At 73.1% G+C, this 16,070-nt stretch carries 13 protein-coding genes and 2 tRNA genes; 9 read left to right on the top strand and 6 right to left on the bottom strand.

The genetic code is table 11. The features are described from left to right. Positions 1–219: 219 nt before the first annotated feature. Positions 220–1,227, top strand: a complete 1,008-nt coding sequence (locus DER29_RS25870; protein WP_121400287.1) for a sugar phosphate isomerase/epimerase — start codon at positions 220–222, stop codon at positions 1,225–1,227. A 93-nt stretch (positions 1,228–1,320) separates the two neighbouring features. Here the strand turns inward: DER29_RS25870 and DER29_RS25875 are convergent, their stop codons facing one another. After that, the gene (locus tag DER29_RS25875) at positions 1,321–1,725 is read right to left on the bottom strand and encodes a hypothetical protein (protein WP_121400288.1); all 405 of its coding nucleotides are present in this window, start codon (positions 1,723–1,725) and stop codon (positions 1,321–1,323) included. Between the two features lie 272 nt (positions 1,726–1,997). Here DER29_RS25875 and DER29_RS25880 point away from each other — a divergent pair. From DER29_RS25880 to DER29_RS25900, 5 genes are all read left to right on the top strand, one after another. Beyond that, a tRNA-Asn gene (locus DER29_RS25880) sits at positions 1,998–2,070 on the top strand. A 343-nt stretch (positions 2,071–2,413) separates the two neighbouring features. Further along, positions 2,414–3,652, top strand: a complete 1,239-nt coding sequence (locus DER29_RS25885) for an NAD(P)/FAD-dependent oxidoreductase (RefSeq protein WP_121400289.1) — start codon at positions 2,414–2,416, stop codon at positions 3,650–3,652. Between the two features lie 43 nt (positions 3,653–3,695). Beyond that, positions 3,696–4,649 (top strand): hypothetical protein, encoded by a 954-nt coding sequence (locus tag DER29_RS25890; protein WP_121400880.1) that lies wholly within the window; start codon positions 3,696–3,698, stop codon positions 4,647–4,649. After that, positions 4,646–6,346, top strand: coding sequence for a pitrilysin family protein (locus DER29_RS25895; RefSeq protein WP_121400290.1), 1,701 nt, complete (start codon positions 4,646–4,648; stop codon positions 6,344–6,346). The genes DER29_RS25890 and DER29_RS25895 overlap by 4 nt, the downstream gene beginning before the upstream one ends. Positions 6,347–6,409: 63 nt before the next feature. Next, positions 6,410–6,486, top strand: a tRNA-Ile gene (locus DER29_RS25900). Positions 6,487–6,500: 14 nt separating this feature from the next. Here DER29_RS25900 and DER29_RS25905 read toward each other — a convergent pair. Beyond that, entirely contained in the window at positions 6,501–7,112 is a 612-nt protein-coding gene (locus DER29_RS25905; protein WP_121400291.1) for a site-specific integrase, read from the bottom strand. Between the two features lie 659 nt (positions 7,113–7,771). Here DER29_RS25905 and DER29_RS25910 point away from each other — a divergent pair. Further along, positions 7,772–10,141 carry a glycogen-debranching protein gene (locus DER29_RS25910; RefSeq protein ID WP_199729550.1) on the top strand — a complete coding sequence of 790 codons (2,370 nt, stop codon included), beginning with the start codon at positions 7,772–7,774 and terminating at the stop codon, positions 10,139–10,141. Positions 10,142–10,379: 238 nt separating this feature from the next. Here the strand turns inward: DER29_RS25910 and DER29_RS25915 are convergent, their stop codons facing one another. Beyond that, positions 10,380–11,156 carry a DJ-1/PfpI family protein gene (locus DER29_RS25915; protein ID WP_233600159.1) on the bottom strand — a complete coding sequence of 259 codons (777 nt, stop codon included), beginning with the start codon at positions 11,154–11,156 and terminating at the stop codon, positions 10,380–10,382. A gap of 206 nt (positions 11,157–11,362) precedes the next feature. On the opposite strand from DER29_RS25915, the gene DER29_RS25920 reads away from it, so the two are divergent. Next, the gene (locus DER29_RS25920) at positions 11,363–12,352 is read left to right on the top strand and encodes a GlxA family transcriptional regulator (protein ID WP_233600160.1); all 990 of its coding nucleotides are present in this window, start codon (positions 11,363–11,365) and stop codon (positions 12,350–12,352) included. Positions 12,353–12,411: 59 nt separating this feature from the next. Here the strand turns inward: DER29_RS25920 and DER29_RS25925 are convergent, their stop codons facing one another. The 3 genes from DER29_RS25925 to DER29_RS25935 are packed head-to-tail and all read right to left on the bottom strand — an operon-like array spanning position 12,412 to position 15,073. Then, positions 12,412–13,404 carry a hypothetical protein gene (locus DER29_RS25925; protein WP_233600161.1) on the bottom strand — a complete coding sequence of 331 codons (993 nt, stop codon included), beginning with the start codon at positions 13,402–13,404 and terminating at the stop codon, positions 12,412–12,414. Then, positions 13,401–14,786 (bottom strand): hypothetical protein, encoded by a 1,386-nt coding sequence (locus DER29_RS25930; RefSeq protein ID WP_233600162.1) that lies wholly within the window; start codon positions 14,784–14,786, stop codon positions 13,401–13,403. The genes DER29_RS25925 and DER29_RS25930 overlap by 4 nt, the downstream gene beginning before the upstream one ends. After that, a complete protein-coding gene (locus DER29_RS25935) occupies positions 14,768–15,073 on the bottom strand; it encodes a DUF6403 family protein (RefSeq protein ID WP_121400294.1) in 306 nt (101 codons plus the stop codon). Before DER29_RS25935 ends, DER29_RS25930 begins: the two co-directional genes overlap by 19 nt. A 164-nt stretch (positions 15,074–15,237) precedes the next feature. On the opposite strand from DER29_RS25935, the gene DER29_RS25940 reads away from it, so the two are divergent. After that, complete coding sequence (locus tag DER29_RS25940; protein ID WP_121400295.1) at positions 15,238–16,032, top strand: class I SAM-dependent methyltransferase; 795 nt, start codon at positions 15,238–15,240, stop codon at positions 16,030–16,032. Positions 16,033–16,070 lie beyond the last annotated feature (38 nt).

Raw genomic sequence — 16,070 nt, forward strand, 5'->3', positions numbered from 1 at the left:
AGGGGCGAGGGCTTTCGTGGTGGGCCCGGCGGTTCTAGAGTGGTGGCGGCGACCGTGGCGGTTGCCGGTGACCGGCGGGAGGCGCAACCCGGCCGGGTCCAGGTGCGCACGCGCACCCACCGGTGTCCCGCCGTGGCCCGCCGCCGCACCGGCCCGGCCGGTCACCTCGCCCCGGTCACGCACTCACGGAATCCCCCATCAGCACAGGGGAGAAGCACCATGGCGCGACCCATCACGCTCTTCACCGGCCAGTGGGCCGATCTTCCGTTCGACGAGGTCTGCCGCCTCGCCTCCGAGTGGGGCTACGACGGGCTGGAGATCGCCTGCTGGGGTGACCACTTCGAGGTCGACAAGGCGCTCGCGGACGAGTCGTACGTCGAGCGGAAGCGCGAGACGCTGGCCAAGCACAACCTGAAGGTCTTCGCGATCTCCAACCACCTGGTCGGCCAGGCCGTCTGCGACCACCCGATCGACGAGCGGCACCAGGGCATCCTGCCCGCCCGGATCTGGGGCGACGGCGAGCCCGAGGGGGTACGCCGCCGCGCCGCCGAGGAGATCAAGGACACCGCCCGGGCGGCGGCGAAGCTGGGGGTGGACACCGTCGTCGGCTTCACCGGCTCGTCGATCTGGCACACGCTGGCGATGTTCCCGCCGGTGCCGCCGTCGATGATCGAGCGCGGCTACCAGGACTTCGCCGACCGGTGGAACCCGATCCTGGACGTCTTCGACGAGGCGGGTGTGCGCTTCGCCCACGAGGTGCACCCGAGCGAGATCGCGTACGACTACTGGACGACGAAGCGGACGCTGGAGGCGGTCGGGCACCGGCCCGCGTTCGGGCTGAACTGGGACCCGTCGCACTTCGTCTGGCAGGAACTGGACCCGGTGAACTTCATCTTCGACTTCGCCGACCGGATCTACCACGTCGACTGCAAGGACGCGAAGGTGCGCACCGGGGACGGGCGGCGGGGCCGGCTCGCCTCGCACCTGCCGTGGGCGGACATGCGGCGCGGCTGGGACTTCGTCTCCACCGGCCACGGCGACGTGCCCTGGGAGGACTGCTTCCGGGCGCTGAACGCGATCGGCTACGCCGGCCCGATCTCGATCGAGTGGGAGGACGCCGGGATGGACCGCCTCGTCGGCGCCCCGGAGGCGTTGCAGTTCGTCCGCCGGCTCGCCTTCGACGCCCCGGCGGCGGCCTTCGACGCCGCGTTCACCAGCAAGGACTGACCGGCCCGGGCCGCATCCGAGCGGGCCGACGTCGAGCGCCCGCACACGAACGGGCCGGTCGCCCGAAGGTGACCGGCCCGTTCGAAGGTGCGATCAGAGGGTGCTGCCGTTGGTGCCCGAGCTGGACGGCTTGCTACGGGGCGTGGCGGTGGTCGACGTCGACCCGGGGGCCGAGGTCGTGCTCGACGACCCGGTGGAGCTCTTCGCGCCGGCAGTGGCCGGCGTGCCGGCGAACGCGTCGTCGGCGGCGGTCAGCTCCTGCTTGTGCCCGTTGGTGCTCAGCTTCTCGCCCAGCTTCGACTGGCCGAGCTTGTCCTTGCCCTCGCTGTAGAGGCGGGTCGCCTGGGCCTGCGCGACACCGGCCGCCTCCTGGACGGTCGGGTGGTCGAGCACCTTGCGGCCCCGGATCACCAGCTCCTCGTACTTTTCCCGACCGGCACGGGCGCCCAGGACGAATCCCGCAGCCAGCCCGCCAAGGAACATCATCTTTCCGCGCATGGCGGCTCCTTCCGTACCTGACGCGCCGTCGACCGACGGGTACCCCCGCCGGAGGCGACCAAGTCGCGCCTGCCTTCTCTGTCTGCAGCTAACTACCCATCCTGCTCTCCGCTCATACCTCCTTGTGCCGGGATGACGATTTGTCCGGGTTTATTGTCGTGTCGTCCGGGTGCCGATCCATGGGGTAACCCCCTGGACCAACACCCCCCGGAATCCTGTACTCTTGTCCCCGTCGCACGGCGCAGCGAGATCGGCGCCGGACGACGCAACGGTCCCCCGTAGCTCAATTGGCAGAGCAGCCGGCTGTTAACCGGCAGGTTTTTGGTTCGAGTCCAAACGGGGGAGCTTTACACACCGAACGCCCGCCGGCCATGCCGGCGGGCGTTCGCCGTTCCCGCCGCCGCTGCCACCGCCACCGGCGGGCGCCGCTGCTGCTTCCGCGCCGTCCCGCCGCCGCACTGCCGTCGTGTGTCGCCGTGCTCGCCGTCCGCCGACCGCCGCCCGTGTCCGTCGTGACGGTGGTCGTGCCCGGCGGGTGCGGGACGGCCTGTTTCGCCCACCCCCGGGCCGCTCGCCCGGCAGGATGGTCGATGTCGACCTAGACTCCCGCTGCGTCGATTGGTGCGTCGATTCACAGGGTGGGTGGCCGGGCCGGCTGTCCCGGCGGACGGAGAGCGGGAGGTGCGAGATGCTCGCGGAGACCGACGTCATCGTGGTCGGCGGCGGCCTGGCCGGGCTCGCCGCGGCCCGGCGGCTGCACCGGGCGGGTGTGCCGTGGCGGCTGCTGGAGGCCGGCGGCCGGCTCGGCGGCCGGGTCGCCACCGACGCGGTCGACGGCTACCTGCTGGACCGGGGCTTCCAGGTGCTCAACACCGCGTACCCACGGCTCGGCGCCCTGCTGGACGTCGACCGGCTGCGCCTCGGACACTTCACGTCCGGCGTGCTGGTGCGCAGGGGCGACCGGCTGGCCCGACTGGTGAACCCGCTGCGCGAACCCACCGGTGCGCCCGGCACCGCGCTGGCCGGCGTCGGCTCCCTGCTCGACCGGCTACGGTTCGCCGCGCTCGCCACGGGCTGCGCCACCCTGCCGAAGGGACGGCTGCTCGCCGCCCCGGAGACCAGCACCGAGGCCGCGCTGCGCCGCGCCGGGCTCTCCGACGCGATCATCGAGGAACTGCTGCGGCCGTTCCTCTCCGGCGTCCTCGTCGACCGGGAACTGGAGACCTCCAGCCACGTGCTGGCGATGGTGCTGCGCTCCTTCGCCCGGGGCCGGATCGGCCTGCCCGCCGAGGGGATGGCCGCGCTGCCCCACGCCGTCGCCGACCCGCTCCCGGCGGAGCTGATCGACCTGGACACCCCGGTCGCCGAGGTCGCGCCCGGCCGGGTCCGCACCCAGGCCGGCGACCTGCGCTGCCGCGCCGTCGTGGTCGCCGTGGACCCGCCGGCGGCGACCACGCTGCTGCCGGGCCTGCCGGCGGTACGCACCCACAGCTACACGACCTACTACCACAGCACGCAGGAGCCGCCGCTCGACGAGCCGATCCTGCTCGTCGACGGGGACCGGCGGGAGATCGTCGCCAACACGGTGGTGGTCAGCAGGGCCGCGCCCACGTACGCGCCGGACGGTCGGCACCTGGTCGCCACCTCCGTGGTCGGTCCGTCGGCCCCGCCCGAGCCGACGGTGCGGGCGGAACTCACCCGGCTCTACGGCCGGTCCACGGCGGACTGGACCCACCTGACCACGGTGTCCATTCCCGACGCGCTACCGGCCGCGCCCCCGCCGCAGGGGCGGTTGCGCAAGCCGGTGGCGCTGGGGGAGGGCCTGTTCGTGGCCGGGGACCACCGCGACAGCCCCTCCATCCAGGGCGCCCTCGCCAGCGGCTGGCGGGCCGCCGGGGCCGTCCTGTCGGAGCTGCGTACCGGCTGAACGGAGGGTCACGCCCCGTTGATGATCACTTATGCTCCTCGCCATGCCCGCACCCCTTCCGCCGCCCAACCTCGACGCCGCGGCGGCGTACCCCCAGGTCGGTCAGGTGCGCGCGGCCCTCGCGGCGCGCGACTGGCCGGCCCTGCGCGCGTTCGTCGACGGGCAGGACCCGCACGGCCGGACCTTCCTCGTCGGCGAGGCCGGTGAGACCGCGGACATCGAGGAGTTTCTCCGTGGGGTGCTGGCCCAGCGGCCCGACGACGCGCTCGCCGGCGCCCTGCTCGGGGCCCACCTGATCCGGGCCGGCTGGCGGATCCGTTCGTCCTACCGCGCCCAGCACGTCAGCCGGCAGCAGTTCGCCGAGTTCCACGCTCATCTGCGGCGCGCCGAGCAGGTGCTCATCGAGGTCACCGCCCGGCACCCGGACGACGCGGCGGCGTGGACGCAGCGGATCACCAACGCGCGCGGACTGGAGCTCGGCCAGGCGGAGGCGCGCCGCCGCTACGACCAGCTCGCCAAGCACCACCCGCACCACCTGCCGGCCCAGGCCTCGCTGCTGCAACAGTTCTGCCCGAAGTGGAGCGGCACCTGGGAGCGGGCACACGGCTTCGCCCGGGAGTGCGCCGACGCCGCCCCGCCCGGCGCCCCGAACGCGGTGCTGGTGGTCGAGGCCCACCTGGAGGAGGCGCTCGACCACGACAACCTCCGCGAGGCGAGCGCCCACCTGCGGGCCGGGCACGTGCAGCGCGAGATCCACCAGGCGGCGCAGCGGTCGGTCTGGCACCCCGAGTTCCGCAACGGCTGGGGCTGGGTCTGGGTGCGCAGCGTCTTCGCGATGGCCTTCTGCCTGATGGACGAATACCCGGCGGCGGCCCAGCAGTTCGCGGCCATGGGGCCGCTCGGCGACGAGGCGATGTTCGGCTACGTCGACGGCGACGCGACCAGGCAGTTCCAGCGGTTCCGCGACAAGGCGTACGCGAAGGGTGGGCAGTCATGATCCAGGAACTGGACGTGGACGGGGTGCCCACGCTGCTCGCCCCCACCGGCGGGCCGATGCGCGCCGGGCTGACCTTCCGGGTCGGCACCGCCGACGAGACGCTGGCCCGCAGCGGCATCACCCACCTGCTGGAACACCTCGCCCTGGCCCCCCTCGGGCTGGCCGACTACCACGTCAACGGCGCCACCGCGCCGGTGTTCACCACGTTCCACATGCAGGGCTCCGCGCAGGACATCGCCACCTTCCTCACCTCGGTCTGCGCCAACCTGACCGAGCTGCCGACCGGCCGGCTGGACGTGGAGAAGGAGATCCTGCGCACCGAGCACAGCAGCCGGGGCACGGCCGCCGTCGACGACATCCCGCTGTGGCGGCACGGCGCCCGCGACTTCGGCATCACCAGCTACCCGGAGTGGGGGCTCTCCGCGCTCACCGCCGACGACCTGCGGCAGTGGGCCGCCCGCTGGTTCACCCGGGAGAACGCGGTGCTCTGGATCGCCGGGAAGGCCGTCCCCGCCGGGCTGCGCCTGACGCTGCCCCCGGGCGTACGGCAGCCGGTGCCGGCGGCGTCGTCGGCGCTGCCGCAGACCCCCGCGTACTTCGTCGGCGGGTCGCGGGCGGTGGTGCTGGACGCCGTCGTGCGGCGCCGGACCGCCGCGAGCGTCTTCGCCGGGGTGCTGGAGCGCGAGCTGTACCGGGCGCTGCGCCAGGACGGCGGGCTCTCCTACCAGACGACGGCGGGCTACGAGCCGCGCGGCGACGGCCACGCGACGCTGCGGGCGCTGGCCGACGCGCTGCCGGAGAAGCAGGACGCCGTGCTCGGCGGCTTCGTCGACACGCTCGCCAAGCTCCGGGTCGGCCGGATCGAACAGGCCGACCTCGACGCCGTCGTGGCGAAACGGGAGGACTTCCTCGGCACCGCCGAGGTGGACGCGGCGCGGCTGCCGTCGTACGCCTTCAACGTGCTCACCGGGGAGCGCAACCTCACGGTCGACGAGCACCGGGCCGAGCTGAAGGCCGTCAGCACGGACGACGTGCACGAGGTGGCCCGCGAGGCGCTGGACGGGGCGCTGCTGATGGTGCCCGAGGGGCACCGGGCCGACTGGGCCGGCTTCGCCGCGGCGCCCACCCGCTCGGCCGACACGGTCGCCGGCACTCCCTACCAGGAGAAGGAGGGCGACGGCGAGCTGCACGTCGGCGTGGACGGCGTGAGCTGGCTCGGCCACGGCGGCCCGCTCACGGTGAGGTACGCCGAATGCGCCCTCATGCTCGCCTGGCCCGACGGCGCCCGGCAGCTCATCGGCGAGGACGCCATCTCGATGCGGATCGAACCGACCATGTTCGACCTGCACCCCGGCGCGATCCGGGTGATCGACTCCCAGGTGCCGGCCGACCGGCAGGTGGTCATGCCGGCCCGCGACCCGGCACGCATCCCGCAGCCACGGGCCGCGACAGCCGGCTCCGGCTCCGCACGGCGGGAGCCGGTGAAGCGCTCCTGGTGGGAGATCCCGCTGATGGTCGTCAGCGGCCTCGCCGCGCTGGTGATCGGCGGGGGAACCTTCCTGCTGACCCTCGGCATGTTCATCACCGAGACCGCCGAGAGCGACGAGGGCTGGCTGTGGGGCGTCATCGCGGTGGGATGGCTGCTCACTGTTATCCTCGCGTTGCCCATCGTGCTGCTACGCCGGCGACGCCGATGAGCGACGGCGCCGTTTCGTGCTGGCCGGTGATCCACCGGGCGGGATAAGATCCGGCGCGGTATTGGGGCGGTAGCTCAGCCGGTTAGAGCAGGGGACTCATAATCCCTCGGTCGCGGGTTCGAGTCCCGCCCGCCCCACCAGGCAAACGCCCTGCTCAACCATGCTGCCGACGATCTGGGCGCACCGCATCGAGATCCGGACCGACGCCCGCAGTCCGCACTGAGTCCGCAGCGGCACGGCCCGCCGCCCGGTCGAGGCGGTCCGCCACCTGGTCCAGGTCGTCCTCGAAGAGGTCCGCGTACACGTCCAGCGTCATCGCCGCCGAGGCGTGCCCGAGCATCCGCTGCACCGCTTTCACGTTGGCGCCCTCGGCCACCGCGAGACTGGCCGCCGTGTGCCGCAGCTCGTGCGGGGTCAGGCCGGCGAGACCGATCGACTCCGCAGCCCGATCGAAGACGCGGCGACGGAAGTTGTTGTTGCGCAGCACCTCGCCGGCCGGGGAGGTGAACACCAGCTCGTCACCGGAACGGCCGGTGATCTGCGCGGCGATCGGCTCGACCAGGAACCGGGGGAGCGGCACCGACCGCCGTTGGTGCGTCTTCGGCGTACCGAACACCGCCCGGCCGTTGACCTCGGTCACCGACTCCGCCACCAGCAGCCGACGTTTAACCAGGTCCACCCGGCGGACCCGAAGCGCTGCCAGCTCGCCCCACCGCAGCCCGCCCGCCGTGTGGCAGCAGGAGCGAGGGACGCTCGCGTGAAAAATCTAGTTCCCGCCGCCGCCTGCATCGCCACCAGCGCCCCCGTCCGGCGGAGGGTGAAGCAGATCAGGTGGCCCGTCTTCGGACCGGGAGTTTCGTGGCTTAAACAGAGCGATCACCATGAGCACCAAAAGGGGCAGCAGGATCGCGACAACGACAACAAGCCTCACCGTCTCGATCACTGACACCACGAAACGAGCCTACGATCGCCGAGGGGTGGAGTCTAGGCGGTGCAGTCCGCACCTGGTCCGCAAGAGGGCGACGGACAGCGGGGGAGTGGTGAGAGATGCCGAGAGGCGTTTCCGCTGCTAGACCACCATGTGCCCAGGTCGACGGATCGCCCATCTTGATCTCATAATCCCTCGGTCGCGGGTTCGAGTCCCGCCCGCCCACCGGTATCGCGGTAGTGGGACTGAAGCATCGGGTCGGGCGTCCCCGGTAGGTCGACTTCTTGCCGGCCCTGCAACGCCTTCCAGGCGGCACGGCACCCCGCTTGTCCGCCCGCTCCGCCGGCACGTCGGGCATTGAGTCCGTTCACTTTGATGTTCGTGGATGGTAGCGTCCTGGAAACATTGCAAGGACTTGCATTGATCGATGGTCGGTGGACGGGCCCGCTGCCGACCTCCTCGCCCCACGCCCCCGCCCCCGCGAGGAGGTCTTTCGCATGAATCCCCAGTCGCGCTCCAAGCCGCCCACCGTGGCCACGGAGCCGAGGACGACCACCCGACCCGCACCACGACGTCTCGCCCTGCTCGTCGCGATGCTGGTCGGCCTGACCGGCGTACTGTCCTCGGGCCTGGTCACCGCACCGGCGGCCCAGGCCACGATCGACGGGCAGGCGCTGGGCGCACGCTACAACGGGGCCGCCAGCGACATCACCTTCCGCGTCCGCTCGGCGACGGCCACCCGCATCGCGCTCTACCTCTACAGCGCCGCCACCGGCGCGCAGGAACGGGTCAGCTACGTGCTGACCGGCAACGGCGGCATCTTCGCCAGGACGGTCAGCGTCGCCGAACTGAACGGCCTCGGCATCACCGGCACGGTCTACTACGGCTACCGCGCCTGGGGGCCGAACTGGCCGTGGCACGCCGGCTGGACGAAGGGCTCGACGGCGGGATTCGTCTCCGACGTCGACTCCGCCGGCAACCGGTTCAACCCCAACAAGCTGCTGATCGACCCGTATGCGCGGGAGATCAGCCACGACCCGCAGACCCCGAGCCGTCCCGACGTGGCCGGCTACCGAAGCGGCGCCAACCGCGCGGTCGACACCGGCACGTTCGCCCCCAAGGGCATCGTCCTCAAGCCGACGGCCGGGGGAGTCGGCACCAAACCCACCCGGGCGTTCAAGGACGACATCGTGTACGAGGTGCACGTGCGCGGACTGACCAGGAACGACCCCACGATCGCGTCGGCGTACCGCGGCACCTACCGGGGTGCCGGACTCAAGGCCCCCTACCTCGCGTCGCTGGGTGTGACGGCGGTGGAGTTCCTGCCCCTTCAGGAAACGCAGAACGACACCCACGACGTCGACCCCACCAGCACCGCCGGCGACAACTACTGGGGTTACATGACCCTGAACTACTTCGCCCCCGACCGGCGCTACGCCTACGACAAGTCCCCCGGCGGTCCCACCGCCGAGTTCAAGGCGATGGTGAAGGCGTTCCACGACGCCGGGATCAAGGTGCTCGTGGACGTGGTCTACAACCACACCGGCGAGGACGGGCCACAGGGCGACAAGAACACCTACAACGTGTTCTCCTGGCGCGGCCTGGACAACTCCACCTACTACTCGCTGACCGGCGACCGGCAGAGCCCTTGGGACAACACCGGCGTCGGCGGCAACTACAACACCTTCAACCCCGCCGCGCAGAACCTCATCGTCGACTCCGTCGCCTACTGGAAGGACACGCTCGGCGTCGACGGCTTCCGGTTCGACCTGGCGTCCGTGCTGGGCAACACCTGCCAGCACGGCTGCTTCAACTACAGCCGCACCAATTCCGGCACCGCCCTGAACCGCCTGGTCGCCGAGATGCCCGCGCGCCCGGCCGGCGGTGGGCCCGGTGTCGACTGGATCGCCGAACCGTGGGCCATCGGCGGCAACAGCTACCAGGTCGGCAACTTCCCGACCGGCTGGTCGGAATGGAACGGCATCTACCGTGACACCCTGCGCCGCGACCAGAACAAGATGGGCGTCGACGCGGTCACCCCGGCCAACCTCGCCGACCGGTTCGCCGGGTCGTCCGACCTCTACGGCGACGACGGCAGGCGCCCGTGGAACTCGGTCAACTTCGTGGTCGCCCACGACGGGTTCACCCTGCGGGACCTCTACGCCTGCAACAGCAAGAACAACAACCAACCATGGCCGTACGGTCCGTCCGACGGCGGCTCCGACGACAACATCTCCTGGGACCAGGGCGGCGTGGCCGCCGACCAACGCAGGGCGGCCCGCAACGGCCACGCGTTCCTCATGCTGTCGGCGGGCACCCCGATGATGACCGGCGGCGACGAGTACCTGCGCACCACCAACTGCAACAACAACCCCTACAACCTGGACTCCAGCGCGAACTGGCTGGACTGGACCCCGGACGCCGACCAGACGACCTTTGCCGCCTTCACCAGCCGGCTGCTCGCCTTCCGCAAGGCACATCCCGCCCTGCGACCGGCGAACTTCTACACCGCCGCCGACACCAACGGCAACGGACTGGGCCAGCTCGAGTGGTTCACCCCGGCAGGCACGTCACCGGACGGTGCGTACTGGGGCAACGCGAACAACCACGCGCTGGCCTGGCGCATCGACGGCAGCGAGTTCGGCGACTCGGGTCTCTACGCCGCCTACAACGGCTGGTCCGGCAACGTGACATTCACCCTGCCCGCCCCGCCCTCGGGCAAGCAGTGGTACCGGGTCACCGACACCTCCACCTGGGCCGAAGGACCCGACCAGGTGGCCAGCCCCGGCAGCGAGGCCCTCATCGGTGGCGCCTCCACCACGTACGTGCTGGGTGGGCGGGCGCTGCTGCTGCTCATCGCCCGGTAGTCGCCCGGACAGCTCGGCGATCACGCTCCGGGAGACGTAACGGAACTGGCGGATAACCGACTGTCCGATCCTCCCTCTGCCACGAGACGGTCGACTACGGTGGGCGCCGGCGTGGAGCGCCGTCGCCCGGCGACGACGGTGACGACCGCCGCGGATGCGAGCGGGAGGCGGTGCGTCGACCCGGGGCGGCGCGATCGACGCCCCGGGTCGACGGGTACGGGCCGCCCTCGCGCTGCCGTCAGCGGGGAGCGGGCTGCCCCAGCAACTCCAGCGCCAGGCGCACCAGATCCGGGCCGGCCTTCTCGGGGCTGCCCGTGTCGAACGGCGGGTCGGGGTCGTACTCGACGACCAGTTGGAGTGCCTGCGCGATCCGTTCGCCGGCGATCCTCGCGGCGAGGTGCAGGGACATGTCGATGCCGGCGGACATGCCGGCGGCGGTCATGATCCGGCCCGCTTCGACGTAGCGGCCCGGGACGAACGTCGCGCCGTACTGGGCGAGCTGGTCCCTCAGGCTCCAGTACGTCGTCGCCCGTAGTCCGCGCAGCAGGCCGGCCGTGCCCAGGACCAGGGAGCCGGTGCAGACCGAGACGGTCCACGTCGTGTGCCGGTGGATGCGTTGGATCCAGCGGATCGTGTCGGGGTCGGTCTGGACGCCGTGGACGTTCCCTCCGGGCACCAGCAGCACGTCGGCCCGGCGCACCTGGCTGAGCGTGCGGTCCACCCCGAGGGTGAGCACGCCGTTGTCCGTCCGGACCGGGCCGGTCCGCTTGCCGACGGTCACCACGGAGGCGCCCGGGATCCGGGACAGCACCTCGTACGGGCCGATCGCGTCGATCGGGGCGATCCCGTCGAAGAGCAGGATCGCGATGCGGGGGCCCCGGGCGGGCCCGTCCGGGTCGGTGGGCCGCCCCGCGCGGGCCGGGTCGCCCAGGCCGGTGGCGGCCAGGCCGACGCCGGCCCCGCCGGCCACCGCCGCCCGCAACACCGTCCGCCGGTTCACGTCCATGCTGAACATCGATCGCCTCCTGTCGGTCGAGCTGAGCTTCCGCATGTCCCGGTGGTCGGTCACGCCGCCGCCCCGGTTCCGCGGGCCGCGAGGCAGGTCCGGATGCGAGGGACCCCGGTCCGTATCGGCGGGGCACGGTGCCGCATCCCGCTCCGTACGTGCCGAAGGGGGCCGCCCGCGGGAACCAGCCGGCCGGTACGGCGGACCTACAGAGTGTGACGGCAGAGAACGGGCACGAGATCGTCCTCGTGGTGTGGGACGGCGCGGTCCTCCTGGACGTGGCGGGACCGGTCCAGGTCCTGAACGGCTCCGGTGGCTACCGGACGCGGCTCGCGTCGCCCGACGGGAGACCGGTGCACACCGACGTCGGCGTGCCCCTGGGGGTCGACCTGGCGCTGCCGGAGGTCCGTACCCCCGTCGACACGCTGATGGTCGCGGGCTACGGCACGAAGGCCGGCCACCGCCCACCCGTCGCCGTCGTCGAGCAGGTGCGGCGGATCGGCCTGGCGGCCCGGCGGATCGCCGCGGTCTGCACCGGGGCGCTGGTGCTGGCCGAGGCGGGCCTGCTGGACGGGCGGCGGGCCACCACCCACTGGGCGGCCTGCGCCGAGCTGGCGGCACGGTTTCCGCGCGTGGCGGTGCAACCCGACGCCATCTGTGTCCGGGACGGCCCGGTCGCCACCTCGGCCGGGGTGACCGCGGGCATCGACCTCGCGCTCGCCCTCGTGGCTGAGGACCTCGGCGTCGACCGGGCGCGGACCGTCGCCAAGCATCTGGTCGTGTTCCTCCAGCGGCCCGGCGGCCAGGCACAGTTCGACGCCCCGGGCGCCGGGCCCGCGCCGCATGAACCGGTCCTGCGCCGGGTGCTCGACGCGGTCGTGGCGGAACCGTCGGCCGATCACAGCGTCGCCGCGATGGCGGCCCGCGCCGCCGTCAGCGAGCGCCACCTGACCCGGCTGTTCCGGCGCGGCATCGGCACCACTCCGGCCCGGTACGTCGAACGGATGCGGGTGCACGCGGCACGCGCGCTGCTCGAGACGGGGAACGCCGGCGTCGCGTCCATCGCCCGCGACTGCGGCTTCGGCTCGGCCGAGACGATGCGCCGCGCCTTCCTGCGGGTCGCCGGCGTCACCCCGGCCGAGCACCGCCGTCGCTTCCGCGGCCAGGAGAAACCCGGTGCCGCCGTACGGTCGGCGCCGCAGTGAACGGCACGGTCTCAACCGATCAGGCCGGGGGCGTCGTCGACGCGGTTCGTCGCCCCTCGTCAGTCGCCGGAGCGCGGCGTGCCGGCGCCCCGGGCGGCCTTTGGACCTGCCCCGTGCCCGGCCGCCGAGCCGGTGAGGGCCGACGCGCGCCCGCTCAACGCGTCGACGCGCTCGACGAGCCGGCGTACGGCGTCCTCGTCGTCCGCGTCCACGGCCGCGACGCCCTCGAGCAGCGCGGCGTAGTCCGACGTCAGCGCCAGGTACTTCCTGCCGAACGCCTCCTCGGCGCCGCTGACGTAGGCCTGGCGCTGCGCTCGGGCGTACCGCTGGTCGAGGTCGATGATCTGCTGGGCCAGTATGGCCGCGGCGGCGCCGAGCGCCCCGCGGGCGTCGGCGTTCTCGTCGCGGCGGCGGCGACGGGCGTCCGCGAGCCGGCCCGCGCGGCGGCCACCCACGTAGAGCACCGTCGCCCCGGCGACGACGGCCACGATCGCGGCGCCGGCGAGCAGGAAGCGGGGCAGCGAAGGGCTGATCGTCCGCGCGCCGTCGGGGACGGTGCCGGCCTTCACCAGCAGGTCGTAGTTGACGGTGACGACCTTCAGCGCCTCCAGGGGGCGGTCGGCGAAGGTGTCGACGCCCCGGCTGATGGTCATCTCCGCCACGAAGGCGCGGCCGAAGTTCCCATCGTCGCGCCCGGGCAGCAGCGCGCAGCCGTAGGTGTCGTACTCGTCGGAGTCGCGGCTCATCACCAGCACGACGGTCCCGTCGGCGGCGCGCTCGACCTGGCGGCAGCCCTGCCTGAGGTCGGCGCCCGGCTCCAGCATCAGCACGACCAGCCGGCGGTTGCCGATGACCCGTTCGGCCGCCGCGCGGTCCAGCTCGACGCCCGGTGCGACGTACACGGACGAGGCGCGCACCTGCCGGGCGACCGGACCGTCCAGCGCCCCGCCGGACCACAACGCCCAGCCGGCCAGCACCAGGCAGGCCAGGACGGCGATGCCGAAGGGCGTGCCGAACAGGTCACCGAGCCGACGTCGTACGGACGGGTTCACGACAGCCTGCCCCGGAGGTAGAGGGCCGGGCGGTAGCTGGCGATCCCCAGCGTCCGGGCGGCGTCGTCCAGCTCCTCGGACGCCTCGTTGAGCAACGTACGCGCGTGGCGGTCCGGCAGCTCCTCGTCCAGCGCGGCGCGGGCCGCCTGGAGCTTGACGACGCCCCGGGTCAGCGCCGGGTTGCTGCGCGCGTCGGTGAGCAGGGACATCTCGACGGCGAGCGCGGTGAGACCCGCCAACCGCGCGGGAGTGCCGCCCCGCCCCGGGTCGCCCCGCCGGACCCCGAACCCGTCCGGCCGGCGCAACGACCGGACCGAGAGGATCAGGAACGTCCCCACGCAGCCCGCGAAGATCCACGGCAGGGCCGGCAGCGCCACCCGCAGCGGGTCGATCGGCCGGTACGGCAACGGACGGTCGAACAGCCCCGAGTAGCGCAGGTCGGTGACCCGGTTCAGGTATGCCGTCAGCACGTTGCCCTGCGGGTAGTCGTAGCGGCTCAGCCGGCCGGCGAACTGGCCGTAGAAACTCGCCCCGGCCAGCTCCGCGAAGTCGTCGGCCGCCGGCCCGTGGTATTCGATCCAGAGCCCGTACATCACGACGACCGGCGTGCCCGGGAACAGCTCGGCCAGCGCCGGCCCGTACCGGGGCACCGGCTCGCCGAACGGCTGCGCGGGCAGCGCCACGTACCGGGCGCCGTCCGGGAAGGCGTTGCGCGCGGCTCTGTCGGGGACACCGGTCAGCGTGGCCCCGGCCCCGAGGTGCAGGCCGGTGGCCCGCAGGTCGGCGGCGACGGCGGCCAGCTCCCGGTCGGTCGGGTCACGCCACCGCAGCTCGTCGTGCTCGGGCGGGTCGGGCGCGTCCCGCAGCGCGGCGATCAGCCCCACCAGCAGGTTCGTCACGTCGGCGGTGGCGAACTGCGCCCGCCAGTCGGGCAGCGTGTCGGCCACGGCCTGGTAGATGCCGCCGCTGACCTCGGTGCCGATCACCCGGATGGTCGCGTTCTCCACGTCCCGCACCCGGTCACGCTCGTCCTTGTCGAGCCCGGGCGGCGCGACCAGGATCCGGACGGGGCGGTCGCCGGCGGCCTCGAGGACCCGCTGCTCGTTCCAGCGCGCCGTCGAGCCGGGGAGCCGCACCACCGGCTCGGCGGCCACCAGCGCGGTCATCTCGGCCACGGAGGGCACGCTCGCGTCGCTCAGCTCACCGGCCGAGCCCTCGTCGATCTTCGCCGTGGCGGCCGGCGACCGGCCGTAGCTGACGTCGACGCTCTGCCGCTGGGCGAGCAGGAAGACCACCAGCACCACCACGGCGACGCCGAGCAGCGACCACCGCAGCAGCTCGTACCGGTAGTGCCTGCGGGGTGTCACTGGTGCGTGCGCCACAGCCGGTCGGCCTCCCTCGCGTGTTGCGCCGCCGCGCGCGCGGCGGAAGCCCCGCCGCGCCCGGCGGCGATCGCCTCGGCGCGGGCCAGCAACCGCTCGGCCTCCGGCACCCGGGTCGTCGCCGCATCCCGGCTGACGGCCGCGCTGTCGATGGCAACCCGCGCGGTGGACCAGGCGGTCCGCTGCTCCCGCCCCCGCGCCCGCAACCGGGGCAGCAGGGTCGTCGCGAAGCCCGCGCCCACCAGCAGGACGCCGCCGACCAGCCAGACGAGGAGGGTGTGGGACATGCGCTCCAACCATCGGACGAGGGGTACGGGGGTGCGCTCGGGAGCTGTCGGGCCGGCAGGGGTACGACCGAGTCTGGCTGATCGAGTCGAACCGCTGCGTACCGGCCCCACCGGCCCTGGCCTGCCGCCGGCCCGCCACGCCGCGTGCGTCGTATCGTTTCCCCATGGCGCAACCGGTCTGGGCGGACGGCAGGGCCTACGAGGCGTACGTGGGCCGGTGGAGCCGCCCCGTCGCGAGGGAGTTCCTGCACTGGTTGGCCGTGCCGCCGGGCCGGCGCTGGCTGGACGTGGGCTGCGGCACGGGCGCGCTCACGTCGACCGTGCTGGCGCTGGCCGACCCGACGCACGTCGCGGCCGTCGACAGCTCGCCGGGCTTCGTGGCGTACGCCCGCGCGGCGGTCCGCGACGTGCGGGCGGCCTTCCAGGTCGGCGACGCCCGGGCGCTGCCGCTGCCCGACCGCTGCGTCGACGTCGTCGTCAGCGGCCTGGCGGTCAACTTCGTGCCCGGGCCGGCGCGCGCCGTCGCCGAGTTCGCCCGGGTCACCCGGCCGGGCGGGGTGGTCGCCGCCTACGTCTGGGACTACGCCGGGGGCATGGCGCTGCTGCGTCACTTCTGGGACGCCGCCGCCCTGCTCGACCCTGCCGTGGCTGAACGGGACGAGGGCCGCCGGTTCGCGGTGTGCGACCCTGACTGCCTGCGCGGGATGTGGACCGACGCGGGGCTGACGGCGGTGGCGGTCCGGCCCGTCGACGTGCCCACGGTGTTCGCGGACGTCGACGACTACTGGACCCCGTTCCTCGGCGGTCAGGGCCCCGCCCCGACGTACGTCGCGTCCCTGGCGGCGCCGGACCGCGCCCGCCTGCGCGACCTGCTGTCGACCCGACTGCCCGTGGCGCCGGACGGGTCGGTCCGGCTCACCGCCCGGGCCTGGGCCGTCCGGGGCACCGCGCCGGCGTGAGCACCGGCCGGGTTCGTGCTGCTCGTCGTCCAGGATGG

Source organism: Micromonospora sp. M71_S20, from assembly GCF_003664255.1.
In the GTDB taxonomy this organism is placed as follows: domain Bacteria; phylum Actinomycetota; class Actinomycetes; order Mycobacteriales; family Micromonosporaceae; genus Micromonospora.

Coding starts and splice junctions, on each gene's coding strand:
- DER29_RS25870 (WP_121400287.1), top strand. CDS start 220: ATGGCGCGACCCATCACGCTCTTCACCGGCCAGTGGGCCGATCTTCCG.
- DER29_RS25875 (WP_121400288.1), bottom strand. CDS start 1,725: ATGCGCGGAAAGATGATGTTCCTTGGCGGGCTGGCTGCGGGATTCGTC.
- DER29_RS25885 (WP_121400289.1), top strand. CDS start 2,414: ATGCTCGCGGAGACCGACGTCATCGTGGTCGGCGGCGGCCTGGCCGGG.
- DER29_RS25890 (WP_121400880.1), top strand. CDS start 3,696: ATGCCCGCACCCCTTCCGCCGCCCAACCTCGACGCCGCGGCGGCGTAC.
- DER29_RS25895 (WP_121400290.1), top strand. CDS start 4,646: ATGATCCAGGAACTGGACGTGGACGGGGTGCCCACGCTGCTCGCCCCC.
- DER29_RS25910 (WP_199729550.1), top strand. CDS start 7,772: ATGAATCCCCAGTCGCGCTCCAAGCCGCCCACCGTGGCCACGGAGCCG.
- DER29_RS25915 (WP_233600159.1), bottom strand. CDS start 11,156: ATGTTCAGCATGGACGTGAACCGGCGGACGGTGTTGCGGGCGGCGGTG.
- DER29_RS25935 (WP_121400294.1), bottom strand. CDS start 15,073: ATGTCCCACACCCTCCTCGTCTGGCTGGTCGGCGGCGTCCTGCTGGTG.
- DER29_RS25940 (WP_121400295.1), top strand. CDS start 15,238: ATGGCGCAACCGGTCTGGGCGGACGGCAGGGCCTACGAGGCGTACGTG.